The organism is Streptomyces sp. NBC_01408 (assembly GCF_026340255.1).
Taxonomy (GTDB): domain Bacteria; phylum Actinomycetota; class Actinomycetes; order Streptomycetales; family Streptomycetaceae; genus Streptomyces.
This window is the reverse complement of the sequence record NZ_JAPEPJ010000001.1, coordinates 1190250-1203644: the sequence shown is the minus strand read 5'-3', so window position 1 is coordinate 1203644 and position 13395 is coordinate 1190250. Positions and strand designations below refer to the sequence as shown.

Sequence of the window (13395 nt, the reverse complement as noted above, 5' to 3'; positions counted from 1 at the left end):
GGACAGATCCCTGATGTCAAGGCAGTGTCCTAAACACTGATCACTCGGTTAGATGAGTGTGGACACCAGAACGTCAGGGTTCGACGACCAGCCCGCGCTGAGCATGGTCAAGGTGCCGTGCGATCCCGCACAGGTCATCGTCAACCACGCCAGCTTCCGCGTGCGGCTCGCACCGAGCCCGAGCGCGCGTTCCAAGCCCGCGAACGCCCCCGGCAGAGCCCCCGTGCTCGGCGGCGCCGTGGTCGCCGCGGCCGGGGTCACCCGCCGCCGGGCCCCCGTCGTCTGGAGCGGCAAGTCGGACGCAGGTGACGCCGCGGCCATGGGCGGACTGCTCCAGGCCGTACGGGAGGCCGGGAGAGGCGGCGACGGGTACGACGGCGGCGCCACCCAGGTCATCCCGCGCATCGACCTGGCCCACGACCTCGCCGACAACACCCTCACCACGCCGACCGTCATCGGCCAGCGCACCTACGGCGACCCGGACGAGACGCGGCCCCTGGCCTCCGTACGGGACCTGCCGTACGCCTCCGGGTACCCGGACGGGCCGCCGGACCCCGGGGCGGACGCCCGGCGCGGCGGTCCAGACGCGCGCGGACAGGCCTCCTACTACCCCGGCCGCCGGATGAACCTCGGCGTCGTGCTGCTCCCGCTGCGCGTCTTCCTCGGCTTCATCTCCATCTACGCCGGCATGGGCAAGCTGTGCGACCCCGTCTACTTCGACGGCGGCGAACGCGGCTCCATGGTCACCTGGCTGCACACCCTGCACCCCTGGGCCCTCGCCGAGCCGCTGCGGGACTTCGCGCTCGCGCACCCGGTCGGAGCCGGGCTCAGCGTCGCGTTCCTCCAGGTCATCGTGGGCGTGCTGACGGTGTTCGGCCTGTGGCAGCGGTTCGCCGCCTGCTTCGGGGCGCTGCTGTCCGCCGCGCTGCTGATGACGGTGAGCTGGAAGACCGTCCCCGCCTACGACGCGCCCGACATCATCTACCTCGCCGCCTGGTCCCCGCTGATCATCGCCGGCGCGCCGGTGTACTCCCTCGACGGACGCCTCGCCGGCGAGGCCTGGCGCACGCTCGGGCCGCGCTCCGAGGTCTGGCGGCTGCGGCGGCGGGTCCTGCGGCGCGGCGCCGTCATGGCCACCGTCGTGTGCGGCCTGACCCTGCTCATCGGCTCGCTCCTCGGCGGAGCCGTCCGCTCCACCACCGTGGTCACCGTGCCCGGGCCGGGGCAGCCCCCGACCAACTACCTGCCGGGTGCACCGCTGCCGCAGACCCCGGCCCGCCAGCCGCAGCAGCAGCCCTCGCAGCAGCCCTCGAAGGCGGCGCAGCCCTCGGCAACCCCGACCGAGCCCGCCGCGAAGTCCGGACGCGGCGCCTCGGGCGGCCCCGCCCGGGAGACCGCCGGGACCGGCTCCGAGTCGCCCACCGCGACCCGTGGCACCACCGGCAAGCAGACCCCGCGCAGCACCCCCCGGCAGTCCGCCCCGCAGAAGCCGCCGTCCTCGTCCTCGGGGACCAGCGGATCGGGCGGGAGCAGCACACCCACGAAGCAGCCCGGCCTGGTCGGCGGCCTCCTCGGCTGAACCCCGGCGGACGAAGCGGCGGACGAAGCGGCGGGGCCCGGCACGCACGAGCGTGCCGGGCCCCGCCGCGTGTGCCGGGCGGTGTGCCCCGCTGCGTGTGCCGTACCGGACGTGCGTACGGGCGCCGAACCCGCTTGGGAAAAGCCTCAGGACGCCGTCTGCGCCGCCAACTCCCTTGCGGCCTCGGTCAAGTCCTTGGCGGTGTCGATCGCCCGCCAGTAGGCCCCCTGGGGCAGCGGGAAGCCCGCCAGGCGGCGTTCGCGGGCCAGCCGCGGGAAAGTGGTGCGCTCGTGGTCGCCCAAGTCGGGCAGCAGCGCGGCGAATTCGGCACCGAAGACGTACACGCCGGCGTTGATCAGATAAGGCGACGGCGGGGACTCGATGAAGTCCAGCACCTGCCCGAACTCGTTGGTCTCCACCACCCCCCAGGGGATCCGCGGCCGGGCCAGGGCGAGGGTCGCCGTCGCCCCGCGCTCGGCGTGGAAGGCGGCCATCTCGCGGAGCGAGAAGCGGGTCCAGATGTCGCCGTTCGTCGCGAACCAGGCCTGCTCGGGGTACGGGAGGTGCCGCGCGGCGTACTTGAGGCCACCGCCGCGCCCCAGGGGCTCCTCCTCCACCACGGTCGTCACGTGCAACGGCAGCTGCGCCTGCCCCAGCCACTCCTGGAGCACCTCGGCGAGGTGCCCGCAGGAGACCACGGCGTGCGTGACCCCCTCGGCGGCCAGCCAGGCCAGCTGGTGCCCGATGATCGGCACCCCGGTCCCCGGGATCTCCACCATCGGCTTCGGGCGGTCGTCCGTGTACGGCCGCAGCCGCGAACCCTGGCCGCCCGCCAGGACGACTGCCTGGGTGGGGGCGGCGGGGAACGCGGCTGCGGGATCGGTGGATCGGGGTGCGGGAGGCGCGTCGGTCATGACCGCCAGCGTAGGGACGCGGCGGGCCTCAGCCCATGGAGGCGACGCCGGACGCGTACGAGGTGTCGCACACGGGCCGCGCGACGGACTGGGCCTTCGTCGGGCCGTACACCTCCACGGCGGCCCGTCCCAGCGCCCGGGCGATCCCGATGCAGTGCTCCGCGAGCGAGGGACGCTTGTTCACCTCCTGCTGGAGGTGGGTGAGGACGTCACCCGGCTCCTGGCCCGCGCGCAGCTCGTCGACGAGCTTGTCGCGCAGCAGCTCCTGCGCGGCGCGCGGCTTCGCGGGGACGGAGACCTCCTCGGCGGAGGCGGTCAGGATCTGGGAGGAGGACGTGTCCGCCCAGGGGACCATGGTGACCGCGAGGGTCCCGGACAGGACCAGGACGACGGGCAGGACCATGGCGAGGGAACGGCCGATACGGCGGGCAGTGTGGGTCACGAGGGCGAGAGTAGCGCTCGGTGAAGATTTGGCGACATTTAGTCACTCGGTCGGGGGATGGTTCGACGTGGCTTTTCGAATTAAGGGTTGACGGACAGGGCTGAATGCCCGCTCTGCCAGGGTTCCTTCCGGGTCTCCGCGGATCTCCGCCGACTCTCCGCGCGGTCTGCCGCGCGGCTCTCCGACGGGTCCTCGCGGCCAACTTTCCGGCGGGCTCCGTCACGCCCTCATCCCTCAACGCATGGGAAAGGGGCGCCCCTTGGCGGGACGCCCCTTCGAACGCTTGTGGCGGTGCTCCTAGTTGGAGAGCCGCTCACCGGAGGAGGTCGAGAACACGTGGATCTCGCCGCCCCGCGGCACCACGTGCAGGGTCGAGCCCTTCTCGGGCACCTGGCGGCCGCCGACGCGGACCACGATGTCCTGACCGCCCTCGGCGGCCGGGGTGGAGCCGTAGACGTACCCGTCGGCGCCGAGCTCCTCGACCACGTTCACGGTGATGGTCAGGCCGCCCGTGTCGCTGACGTCGAAGTGCTCGGGGCGGACGCCGACCGTGACGGTGCGGTCGCCCGCGTCGGCCGCGGCGGACAGCGCCTCGCGCGACACCGGGACGACGCTGTCGCCGAACTTCACGCCGCCGTCGGTGATCGGGACCTCGACCAGGTTCATGGCCGGGGAGCCGATGAAGCCGGCGACGAAGAGGTTGGCCGGGCGGTCGTACATGTTGCGCGGGGTGTCGACCTGCTGGAGCAGACCGTCCTTGAGGACCGCCACCCGGTCGCCCATGGTCATGGCCTCGACCTGGTCGTGGGTGACGTAGACGGTGGTGATGCCGAGGTCGCGCTGGAGCGCCGCGATCTGCGTACGGGTGGAGACGCGGAGCTTGGCGTCGAGGTTCGACAGCGGCTCGTCCATGAGGAACACCTGCGGCTTGCGCACGATGGCCCGGCCCATGGCGACGCGCTGGCGCTGGCCGCCGGAGAGCGCCTTCGGCTTGCGGTCGAGGTACTGGGTCAGGTCCAGCATCTTCGCCGCGTCCTCCACCTTGCGGCGGATGGTGGCCTTGTCCTCACCGGCGATCTTGAGCGCGAAGCCCATGTTGTCGGCGACGGACATGTGCGGGTAGAGCGCGTAGTTCTGGAACACCATCGCGATGTCCCGGTCCTTGGGCGGCAGGTGCGTGACGTCGCGGTCACCGATGCGGATGGCGCCGCCGTTGACGTCCTCCAGGCCGGCGAGCATGCGCAGCGAGGTGGACTTGCCGCAGCCGGACGGGCCGACGAGGACGAGGAACTCGCCGTCCTCGATCTCCAGCTCCAGCTGGTCGACGGCGGGCTTGTCGCCGCCGGGGTACAGCCGGGTCGCCTTGTCGAAAGTGACAGAAGCCATGGTGATGAATCCCTTCTACCGGCAGGAACGTGCCGGACGATCCGAGTGGAAGGTCTAGTCCAGTCAACCGGACTCCGCCCGACGCTACCCGGCGATCCGCTCCGTGTCAGCACCCCGTGGGCAACGATTGTGGGCCCGGCCTGCCTTCTTCCCCACATGAGCGCGCGTACGGGATCCCGGCAGAGCACCACACTTTTGGCCTCGATTCCTGCTTCGACGCCCGTTGCCGGTCGGGCGTGACCCTGAAGGTCGCGCCCGACCGGTCTGACACAGGCTCCACAGGCATTGCGGCCGACGGCCCGTCGGTCCGTACTGCACTTCGCTACGCGGCCGGTACGAGATCCACCAGCTCCGAAGCTTTGATCACGCTCGGCGGCACCCGCCCTGGCGGAAGTGTTGCGGCCACCGTCCAGTACAGCCGCATCCCCTCATCCCGGAGGTTCACCGCCGCGTTCTCGTCCCGGTCGTGCGCGGCACCGCACTCGGCGCACGACCACTCGCGGATCGAGACGTCGAGCCTCGGTCCCTTCGTATGGCACGCCGAGCAGCGCCGGGTCGACGGGAAGAACCGGTCCACGATCACCAGCGTCCGCCCGTACCACGCGCACTTGTAGCGGAGCTGGCGCAGCAGTTCGCCCCAGGCGGCGTCGCGTATCGACCGGTTCAAGGCGGCCTTGCGCTTCCGGTGTTTTCCTGTCGCCGCACGGAGGAGGTTGGCGATCGGCAGGTCCTCCACCACGAGCACTTGGTTCTCGCGCACGAGGCGGGTCGTGAACTGGTCCAGCAGATCACGACGGACATCACCGATCGAGGCGTACAGGCGGGCGATCCGCTCCCGCACCTTCCCCCGGTTCTTCGAACCCTTCTTCTTCCGGTGCAGCCTGCGCTGCAAGGAAGCCAGCTGCTTCTCGTACTTCTTCAGCAGCCGGGGATGCGGCAGCTTCTCCCCGTCGTCCATCGTCACCAGCGTGGCGAGACCGAGGTCGAGCCCCACCGCTTTCGGCTCCCGACTGCCGGATATGAAGGCCTCGGGGAGCCGGGCGATCACTTCCTCCACCAGGACGGAGAGGAAGAACCGGCCGGCACGGTCCCGGGTCACCGTCAGCTTGACCGGCAACTGCCCCGGCGGCAGCGCGCGCGACCAGCGCACGTCCAGCGGGGTCGTCTGCTTGGCGAGCGTGACCGAGGCCGTGCCCGGACGCTCGGGGTCCTCCACCCAGCGGAAGCCCGTGCGCACGTACGTCGCTGAGTCGCGGGAGCGGTGCTTCGACTTCCGCTTGGGGTACTTCGCCGATCCCTTGAAGAACCGGCTGAACGCGGCGTCGAGGTGCCGCAGCGATTGCTGGAGGACCGTGGACGAGGCCTCCTTCAGCCACGCCGTCTCCGGCACCCGCTTCCACCCGGTCAGCGCCCGGCAGGTCTCGGCGAAGCCCAGCGAGACCCGGTGCTCCTCCCATGCCTTCACCCGGAGGGCGAGGCCCTCGTTGTAGACCCAGCGGCAGGCGCCGAAGGTCCCGTGGAGCTGGGCCGCCTGGTCGGCGGTCGGGTAGAAGCGGAAGCGGTAGACGCGCTGCTGCGTGCCTGGCTCCGGGACGAGGCCCTTTAGTGGCGCCGCCTTCCGGCCCCGGTGTTTGGTGCGGTCGCCCACGCCGAGGTGTTCGCGCTTGATGCGCTGGGCTTCCTCCCCCGATATCCGGTCCGCCATCGCCCCCTCCCACGATCTGATCTTCCGAACGGCACACCAGTCCGTTCAACGAACGTGTGAGTGGGTGGTTACGGGGTGGGCCTCAAACGTGATGGCTTGGGGAATCGGCCGCTGTGTAGAGTGATGGCGGCTCCGCTCGCTGTGTGTTTGTGGGTGGATTCGTGCCGCCTTAGCTCAGTTGGTAGAGCTCCGGCTTTGTAATCCGAAGGTCGTCGGTTCGATTCCGACAGGCGGCTCCATCCCAGGTCAGAGGCTTGCTGACCGAGGGGATTCGTACAAAAACGGAAGGCCCCGGGTGATCACCCGGGGCCTTCCGGCGTTTGGTCAGTGGCGGCCCGAGATGCGGTCCGCCAGGCGGGCCAGGGGGGTTGTCGTCGGGGTGTGGGTGGCCGTTTCGTGGCGGTCGGCCGCGCGGTAGGCGGTGTAGAGGGCCTGGACGCCGAGCCAGCGGAAGGGTTCCGGCTCCCAGCGGCGGACGCGGTGGTTCACCCAGGGGAGGGTGGTCAGGTCGGTGGAGTTCCCCAGGACCAGGTCGCGCAGGGTGCGGGCGGCGAGGTTGGCGGTGGCGACGCCCGAGCCGACGTAGCCGCCGGCCCAGCCCAGGCCCGTGGCGCGGTCGAGGGTGACCGTCGCGCACCAGTCGCGGGGGACGCCGAGGACGCCCGACCAGGCGTGGGTGATCTCCGTGCCGGTGAGGACCGGGAAGAACGAGGTGAGGAGGTCGGTGAGGGCCTCGATCGTGGCGGGCTGGGTGCGGCCGTCGTTGTCGGTGCGCGAGCCGAAGCGGTACGGGATCCCGCGGCCGCCGATCGCGATGCGGTCGTCGGCGGTGCGCTGGGCGTACATGTAGGCGTGCGCCATGTCCCCGAGGACCTCGCCGCCCGACCAGCCCAGCCGGTCCCAGGTCTCCGGCGGGAGCGGGGCCGTCGCGATCATCGAGGAGTTCATCGGGAGCCAGGAGCGCTTCTGGCCCTTGAGGGAGGCCGTGAAGCCCTCGGTGCAGCGCAGGACGTGGGGGGCGCGGACGGTGCCGTAGGGGGTGACGGCCTTGCGCGGGGCGATCTCGGTGACGGGCGTGGACTCGTGGATGACGACGCCGAGGCGTTCGGCGGCGGCGGCCAGGCCCTTGAGGAGTTTGAGGGGGTGGATGCGGGCGCCGTGCGGGCTCCAGCTCGCGCCGACCGCGTCGGCGACGCCGATGCGCTCGCCGGCTGCGGTGGCGTCGTACAGCTCGCGGTCGGTCTCGCCGAAGGCGACTTCGGCCCGGTGGAAGGCCTTGAGGCGGGTGAGCTGGGCGGGGTTGCGGGCGACTTCGAGGACGCCGCCCCGGTGGATGTCGGCGTCGATGCCCTCCTTGGCGGCGGCGTCGATGACCTCGGTGACGGTGTCGTTCATGGCCAGTTGGAGGCGCCGTGCGGCCTCGTGGCCGTGGAGGGCGGCGTAGCGGTCGCGGCCGGCGATGCCGTTGTAGAGCCAGCCGCCGTTGCGGCCGGAGGCCCCGTAGCCGCAGAACTTCTGCTCCAGGACGGTGACGCGCAGGTCGGGGGCGGACGACTTGAGGTAGTACGCCGTCCACAGGCCGGTGTAGCCGCCGCCGACGATGACGACGTCGGCCGTGGCGTCGCTGGTGAGGGGGGCGCGGGGTGGGGTGGCGGGGGCGGTGCGGTCCGTCGCGTACCAGAAGGAGATGCCGCCGTTGATCGTCATGGGGGAGTTGGTACACGGCGCGCGAGAGGGGTGTCCAGGGACGGGTTGTCGCGCCTCGGGGCGGGACGGGTGGCCGGATGGCTGATGTGGGAGGGGTGGTGGGGGCCGTAGGGTGGCGAGGGTTTTGTCTGGTTTTGGGGTGAGAGGTTCGTTTCATGGTGGGCGTACGTGGGGCAGGGCGCGCGCGGCGCGGCGTCGTGGCGGTCGGGGTCGCGGCGGCTGTGGCGTTGCTGGGCGGGGCCGTCGCCGGCTGCGGGGGCGGGTCCGGGGGCGGTCCGGAGGCGGCCGCGTCCGCTGCCGTGGTGCGGACCAGCCCGATCGCGGACGTACTGGCGAAGCTGCCCGCCAGAGTGGAGGGGGCGAAGGTAGTCGTGGGCCGTCCGGAGGCGCCGCGCACCGTTCAGGTGCTGGTGGATCCGCGGTGCGGCTACTGCGCGAAGTTCGAGGAGGCCGGGGGCGGGGCGCTGCTCGGGCTGGCGGCGGAGGGCCGGGTGAAGGTCGAGTACCTGCTGGCGTCCTTCCTGGACCAGGGCGGGGCGAGCGGTTCGGTCAAGGCGGTGAACGCGCTGCGGGCGTCGGTGGACGAGGGGAAGTTCGCCGAGTACCAGGCGGCGGTCTTCGCCAGCCAGCCGAAGGGGAAGTTCACGGACGGGCTGCTGCTGAAGATCGCGGACCAGGTGCCGGGGCTGCGCGGGGCGCGGTTCGACGGGGCCGTCGCGGACATGACGTACCAGGGGTGGGTCGGTGAGGCGGAGCGGGCTTTCGAGGCCACGGGGGCGCAGGGGACCCCGGTGGTGCTGGTGGACGGGCGGGCGGTGGGGGCCAAGGACCGGTCGATGTTCGACGCGGCGGCTTTCGCGGGGACGTTGAAGGGCGTGGGGATCGGCTGAGCGGGTCCGGTGACGCGGTCCCGGGGTGTCGTTGGGATCCTGCCGGGCAGCGCGGGCCCGGCAGGATCCGGAAGTGACGGCCTAGGCTCGGGGCATGGTCGACATTCCGGACGGGCTGGTCCTGGCGCAGATCAGGTACAACGGCGACGCCGGGCGGGAGTTCATCGCGGCGCTGCCCGGGCGCGCGGCGGAGTTCCTGGAGCGGTGGGGGCTACGGCGAACCGGGCCCGGGATGCACGGGGTGACGGCCCTGGTGCTGCCGGTGGAGCGGGTCGACGGGAGCGCGGCCGCGCTGAAGTTGCAGCTGCTGGACGAGGAGAGCGCGGGGGAGCCGGTCGCGCTGCGGGCCTGGGCCGGGCGGGGCTCCGTACGGCTGCTGGAGCACGACGAGGGCACGGGCACGCTGTTGCTGGAGCGGCTCGACGAGGGCCGGCACCTGTCGTGGCTGGCGGAGCGGGATTCGCGGCGCGCGGTGCAGGTGGTCGCGGAGTTGCTGGCGCGGCTGACGGCGGTACGGGCGCCGGCCGGGCTGCGGGGGCTCGGGGACGTGGCCGAGGGGATGCTGGACGGCGTACCGGACGCGCTGGGGCGGCTGGCGGACGAACGGGCGCGGGCGCTGCTGCGGGACTGCGCGGCGGCGGTGGCGGAGGTCGCGGCGGAGCCGGGGGACCGGCTGCTGCACTGGGACCTGCACTACGACAACGTGCTCGCGGGCGCCCGGGAGGCGTGGCTGGCGATCGACCCGAAGCCGCTGGCGGGGGACCCGGGCTTCGACCTGCTGCCGGCGATCAACAACAACTTCCGTGCGGACGAGGTGCGGTGGCGGTTCGACCTGCTGACGGAGGTGCTGGGGCTGGACCGCGAGCGGGCGCGGGCGTGGACGCTGGCGCGGGTGCTGCAGAACTGTCTGTGGGACGTGGAGGACGGGGAGGACGAGATGCAGGAGGAACAACTGGTGGTGGCGGAGCTGCTGCTGGGGCGGTGAGCGGGCGGCGGGCGGGCGGTGAGCGGGCCGGGGCGGCGGGGCCGGGCCGGCGGCGGGCGGTGAGCGGGCTGGGGTGGCGGGGCCGGGCGGTGGGCGGGTGGCACGACCTAGGCTGCGGGGATGATCCGTAGCGCTCGCGTCACCGACGTCCCCGCACTGCACGCCATGATCCGCGAACTCGCGGACTACGAGAAGTCGCTGCACGAGGTCCGCGCCACCGAAGAACAGCTGCGCGAGGCGCTGTTCGGGGAGCGGCCGGCGGCGTACTCGCACATCGCGGAGACGGAGGAGGGCGAGGTCGTCGGCTTCTCCCTCTGGTTCCTGAGCTTCTCGACGTGGCGCGGGGTGCACGGCATCTACTTGGAGGACCTGTACGTACGCCCGGGCGTGCGTGGCGGCGGGTACGGCAAGGCCCTGCTGGCGGAGCTGGCGCGGACCTGCGTGGAGCGCGGGTACGAGCGGCTGGAGTGGTCGGTCCTCGACTGGAACACCCCCGCCATCGACTTCTACCGGTCGGTCGGGGCGGTGCCGATGGACGAGTGGACGGTGAACCGCCTGACGGACGGCGCGCTGCGTGAGCTGGCGGGGGCGGAGTAGCCGCTGGGCCCGCCCGGGGCCGCGGACCGGCGCCGGGCGGGTGCGGTGTACGCCTATCCGACGGCGGGGACCGGGTGCTCCGGGGAGTCGAGCCAGGACCAGGTGGTGCCGTCGGGGCGCACGGTGAGGCCGAACCGCTCGAATCCGGGACGGCCCTGGCCGTTCCACCAGGCGTACGCGGCCCTCAGCTCGCCCCACAGCTCCCGGGGCCCGGACTGGTAGACCTCGAACTCCTCCGCGCCGGGAACGAAGTCGATCGACGCCCAGGAGGTGACCTTGGTGTCCCGGAGCCAGAGCGTGTAGCTCCCGCCGTCGTATCGCTCCGGGTAGGGGAACATTCCGTGCGTCTGGAGCCCGATGGCGAACATGGGGAGCCAGGCGGCCACGTCCTCCGGGCACAGGGAAGTGACCGTCAGGCGACCATCGGCGGGCCAGGGCTTCCCGCCCAGGTACTCCTTCACGTGCGTCCGGTAGGCGCGTTGCTGCCGGAGGCGCATGAAGGCGGAGGAGCTGACGAACGGCCCGGTGGCGCTCCCGTCCTCCTGGACGGTGAGCTGGACGACGGCCTCCCCGCCGTACTCCGTGGCGTAGGGGGAGACGATGATCCCTCCGGGCTGTGTCTGCCGGATGATCTCCGCTGGGATCTCCCGGAGGGAGGCCGTGACCAGCACCCGGTCATATGGAGCGCACGACGGCCAGCCCTGGGAGCCGTCTCCGACCACGGCCGCCGGGTTGTAACCCGTGGCGTCCAGCCGTGCGTGGGCGGTGGCCGCACTCTCCGGGTCGAATTCGACTGTGACCACGTTCTCCGAGCCGATCCGTTCGGACAGCAGAGCCGCGCACCAGCCCGTACCGGTCCCCACCTCCAGGACCTTGGAGTCCGGCTGGAGGCCCAGGGCCGCCAGCATGGAGAACACCATGGAGGGCTGGGAGTTGCTGCATGTCGGGACCTTGCCACGGCCGGGTCCCGCGTGGTTCCCGTCGTCCCACTGGGTGGTCAGGGAGGTATCCGAGTAGACCGCACGGAACCATGCCTGCGGGTCGGCCTGGCGGTCGATGCTCGCCACCGGTCCGCCGTCGGCCGGGCCGACCCCGGGCCAGATCACGTCCGGGACGAACGACTCCCGGGGCACCGCCTGGTAGGCGGGGAGCCAGTCGGAGGTCATGGCCCCGGAGTCCATGAGCCGGGAGGCCAACCCCTGGGGGCCGGCCTCCGTCGTGGCGCGTTCGGTCACTTGGTGCCGCTGCCCTTCGTGTCGCTGTGCCCGGAGTCCTGACCCTCCGAGCCGCCTCCGCCGTGCCCGGCGCCCGACTGGCCGTCGTCCTGCTGGCTTCCTCCCTGGCCCGAGCCCGTGCCGCCGCCGTGCTGTCCGCCCATGAGTGTGCTCCTTCTCGTGATGGATGAGGGGTGCGATGAGAGGGACGCTAGAGCTGGGTGTCCGGCGTTGTGGGGGCTGATTCGCGGGGATTCTTGGGCCGGTCCGTGATCTTCTGGCCGATTCTCAGGGAGCGTCGAGAGCCCGCCGGGCGCGGGCGATCACGCGGTGGGCGTCGGCGCCGTAGACCGCGGAATCGGAGAGTGCCTGCCAGACCTTCCGGTAGACGCCGACGCTGTCCGCGTCGTCCAGCCAGAGTTCCGCGTGCCAGTCCTCCGCGATCACCAGGCGGTCGTCGTACAGCCAGAAACCGTTGGCCGGGGGGATCTTCAGGGAGGCGCCGAACGGGACGATGCCGAGGGAGACGGTGTCCAGTCCGAGGACGCCCGCCAGGCGGTCGAGCTGGGCGGCCAGCACGGGAGGAGGGCATACGAGAGCCCGGAGGGCGGCTTCCCACATCACGATGTGGAACGTGCGTCCCGGCTCGTACAGCATTTCCTGGCGCTTCACGCGGGCGCGTACGGCTTCTTCGGTGTCCCGGACGGACTGGTGGAGGTCGGCGTAGCGGGTGAAGACGTGGCGGGCGTACTCGGCGGTCTGGAGCATTCCCACGACGGTGGAGCCCTGCCAGACGTGGAACGTTCTCGTGCGCTCGTACTCGGCCGTCAGCGTGTCCTGGACCGGCTTGTGGCCGGCTGCGAGCTGTCTGCGCCAGGCGCGGGAGCGGGATTCCAGGCTCCGGAGCCTGGTGATCAGCTCCTCTGCTGCCTCCGGGTGGCCGGTGCCGTCCGCCCATGCCAGCAGATCGTCCGTCGTTGCGGTCTGGCGACCAGTCTCCAGCTTGCTGACCTTGGACTGGGGCCAGCCGAGCAGGGCCGCCAACTGGCGGCCCGTGAGCCGCCGATCGGTGCGCAGCTCGCGCAGCCGCGCACCGAGGGCAACCCTTGCCTGTTGGAAGTCGGTGCTCACTCGGCGGACGGCACCTGTTCCGCGAACGTCTCGTACGGAACGGCGTGGTGCCATGCGGCGTCCCGTACCTGGCAGGCGCGGGCGACTTCGACGGGGTCCGTGACGAGTTCGACGCCGGTCATCCGGTCGTCGTCATCGAAGTGGAGCCGGGCGATCACCCGGGAGTCGAAGAGCCAGAAGTCGTCGTCGGGGAGTTGGAGCCGCTCGGCGTCGGAGCGCCACAGGTTGCGGATGTCCTCGCCGACTGCGCTGTTGCGGCGGGCGTTGTCGAGCAGGTAGCGCTGACCGGGGGTGGGCGGGTTGTCGGCGATCCGTACCCGCTCGAAGCGCTTGCCCAGGGCGGACTGTTCACGCCGGGACACGCACCAGGGGTCGTTCAGGTCCCAGCCGGCGTCCTCGCCCCGGACGAACCGCTGGTAGGTCTCGGTCTCCTCGTCGGACTGGTAGCGGCGCCGGGTCTCCAGGCGCCAGGCCGTGTGCGCGAAGGTCCGGAACATCCCGGCGAACTCCTCGAAGCCGATCAGCACGGGCGTCCTTTCCGCATCCCGGGGCGCGAAGTCGGCCAGGAGCACGCGCGGGACGACCACGAACCCCTCCCCATCCTTGACGTTCCGCAACTGCGCCACGTCGTGGGGGTCGGTCACCGCGTCGCCCTGGACCAGGACCTCCCCGGTGTCCAGGTCCTCGTACAGGGTCGGGCATCCGTCGTTGCCGGAGTTGGTACCGATGAACCGGAGTCGCCGTGCCATTGCCGTTCCCCTCCCACCAGCGGACAAGTCCCGACCAGGATGGGGCGGGTACGGCATCCCTGTCCTGCGTGATTCGCAATGATTCTCGGGACGGAC

General features: G+C 71.7%; 13 protein-coding genes and 1 tRNA gene. 5 read left to right on the top strand and 9 right to left on the bottom strand.

The genetic code is table 11. The annotated features are described in order from the left end of the window. Positions 1-52 precede the first annotated feature (52 nt). Positions 53-1579: a DoxX family protein gene (locus OG447_RS05595; RefSeq protein ID WP_266935252.1), complete on the top strand. Its 1527-nt coding sequence runs from the start codon at positions 53-55 to the stop codon at positions 1577-1579. Between the two features lie 146 nt (positions 1580-1725). Here the strand turns inward: OG447_RS05595 and OG447_RS05590 are convergent, their stop codons facing one another. The 4 genes from OG447_RS05590 to OG447_RS05575 all read right to left on the bottom strand — a co-directional run bounded on the left by OG447_RS05590 (position 1726) and on the right by OG447_RS05575 (position 6026). Further along, on the bottom strand, positions 1726-2493 hold the full coding sequence (locus OG447_RS05590; RefSeq protein ID WP_266935250.1) for a nucleotidyltransferase family protein: 768 nt from the start codon (positions 2491-2493) through the stop codon (positions 1726-1728). 28 nt (positions 2494-2521) lie between these two features. After that, complete coding sequence (locus OG447_RS05585; RefSeq protein WP_266935249.1) at positions 2522-2935, bottom strand: hypothetical protein; 414 nt, start codon at positions 2933-2935, stop codon at positions 2522-2524. Between the two features lie 297 nt (positions 2936-3232). Beyond that, positions 3233-4321: an ABC transporter ATP-binding protein gene (locus OG447_RS05580; protein WP_266935247.1), complete on the bottom strand. Its 1089-nt coding sequence runs from the start codon at positions 4319-4321 to the stop codon at positions 3233-3235. A gap of 322 nt (positions 4322-4643) precedes the next feature. Continuing rightward, entirely contained in the window at positions 4644-6026 is a 1383-nt protein-coding gene (locus OG447_RS05575; protein WP_266935245.1) for an RNA-guided endonuclease TnpB family protein, read from the bottom strand. Positions 6027-6189: 163 nt separating this feature from the next. Between OG447_RS05575 and OG447_RS05570 the strand changes: the two genes are divergently transcribed. Next, positions 6190-6265: transfer RNA gene (locus tag OG447_RS05570), tRNA-Thr, on the top strand. A gap of 85 nt (positions 6266-6350) precedes the next feature. On the opposite strand, the gene OG447_RS05565 is transcribed toward OG447_RS05570, so the two are convergent. After that, positions 6351-7733: an FAD-binding oxidoreductase gene (locus OG447_RS05565; protein ID WP_266935243.1), complete on the bottom strand. Its 1383-nt coding sequence runs from the start codon at positions 7731-7733 to the stop codon at positions 6351-6353. 155 nt (positions 7734-7888) lie between these two features. Here OG447_RS05565 and OG447_RS05560 point away from each other — a divergent pair, with 155 nt between their 5' ends. From OG447_RS05560 to OG447_RS05550, 3 genes are all read left to right on the top strand, one after another. Continuing rightward, a complete protein-coding gene (locus tag OG447_RS05560; RefSeq protein WP_266935241.1) occupies positions 7889-8623 on the top strand; it encodes a thioredoxin domain-containing protein in 735 nt (244 codons plus the stop codon). Between the two features lie 94 nt (positions 8624-8717). Further along, positions 8718-9608, top strand: a complete 891-nt coding sequence (locus OG447_RS05555) for an aminoglycoside phosphotransferase family protein (RefSeq protein ID WP_266935240.1) — start codon at positions 8718-8720, stop codon at positions 9606-9608. A 120-nt stretch (positions 9609-9728) separates the two neighbouring features. Then, the gene (locus OG447_RS05550) at positions 9729-10205 is read left to right on the top strand and encodes a GNAT family N-acetyltransferase (RefSeq protein WP_266935239.1); all 477 of its coding nucleotides are present in this window, start codon (positions 9729-9731) and stop codon (positions 10203-10205) included. Between the two features lie 53 nt (positions 10206-10258). On the opposite strand, the gene OG447_RS05545 is transcribed toward OG447_RS05550, so the two are convergent. From OG447_RS05545 to OG447_RS05530, 4 genes are all read right to left on the bottom strand, one after another. Further along, positions 10259-11440, bottom strand: a complete 1182-nt coding sequence (locus tag OG447_RS05545) for a methyltransferase domain-containing protein (protein ID WP_266935238.1) — start codon at positions 11438-11440, stop codon at positions 10259-10261. Next, a complete protein-coding gene (locus OG447_RS05540; RefSeq protein ID WP_190344470.1) occupies positions 11437-11583 on the bottom strand; it encodes a hypothetical protein in 147 nt (48 codons plus the stop codon). The genes OG447_RS05545 and OG447_RS05540 overlap by 4 nt, the downstream gene beginning before the upstream one ends. A 124-nt stretch (positions 11584-11707) precedes the next feature. After that, entirely contained in the window at positions 11708-12550 is an 843-nt protein-coding gene (locus tag OG447_RS05535; RefSeq protein ID WP_266935237.1) for a helix-turn-helix transcriptional regulator, read from the bottom strand. Then, the gene (locus OG447_RS05530) at positions 12547-13299 is read right to left on the bottom strand and encodes a DUF6879 family protein (RefSeq protein WP_266935236.1); all 753 of its coding nucleotides are present in this window, start codon (positions 13297-13299) and stop codon (positions 12547-12549) included. The genes OG447_RS05535 and OG447_RS05530 overlap by 4 nt, the downstream gene beginning before the upstream one ends. Positions 13300-13395: the final 96 nt, after the last annotated feature.

What these genes read in the sequence shown, in the direction of transcription:
- OG447_RS05560 (WP_266935241.1), top strand. Translation starts at nt 7,889, where the DNA reads ATGGTGGGCGTACGTGGGGCAGGGCGCGCGCGGCGCGGCGTCGTGGCG.
- OG447_RS05590 (WP_266935250.1), bottom strand. Translation starts at nt 2,493, where the DNA reads ATGACCGACGCGCCTCCCGCACCCCGATCCACCGATCCCGCAGCCGCG.
- OG447_RS05575 (WP_266935245.1), bottom strand. Translation starts at nt 6,026, where the DNA reads ATGGCGGACCGGATATCGGGGGAGGAAGCCCAGCGCATCAAGCGCGAA.
- OG447_RS05540 (WP_190344470.1), bottom strand. Translation starts at nt 11,583, where the DNA reads ATGGGCGGACAGCACGGCGGCGGCACGGGCTCGGGCCAGGGAGGAAGC.
- OG447_RS05595 (WP_266935252.1), top strand. Translation starts at nt 53, where the DNA reads ATGAGTGTGGACACCAGAACGTCAGGGTTCGACGACCAGCCCGCGCTG.
- OG447_RS05580 (WP_266935247.1), bottom strand. Translation starts at nt 4,321, where the DNA reads ATGGCTTCTGTCACTTTCGACAAGGCGACCCGGCTGTACCCCGGCGGC.
- OG447_RS05555 (WP_266935240.1), top strand. Translation starts at nt 8,718, where the DNA reads ATGGTCGACATTCCGGACGGGCTGGTCCTGGCGCAGATCAGGTACAAC.
- OG447_RS05565 (WP_266935243.1), bottom strand. Translation starts at nt 7,733, where the DNA reads ATGACGATCAACGGCGGCATCTCCTTCTGGTACGCGACGGACCGCACC.
- OG447_RS05550 (WP_266935239.1), top strand. Translation starts at nt 9,729, where the DNA reads ATGATCCGTAGCGCTCGCGTCACCGACGTCCCCGCACTGCACGCCATG.
- OG447_RS05530 (WP_266935236.1), bottom strand. Translation starts at nt 13,299, where the DNA reads ATGGCACGGCGACTCCGGTTCATCGGTACCAACTCCGGCAACGACGGA.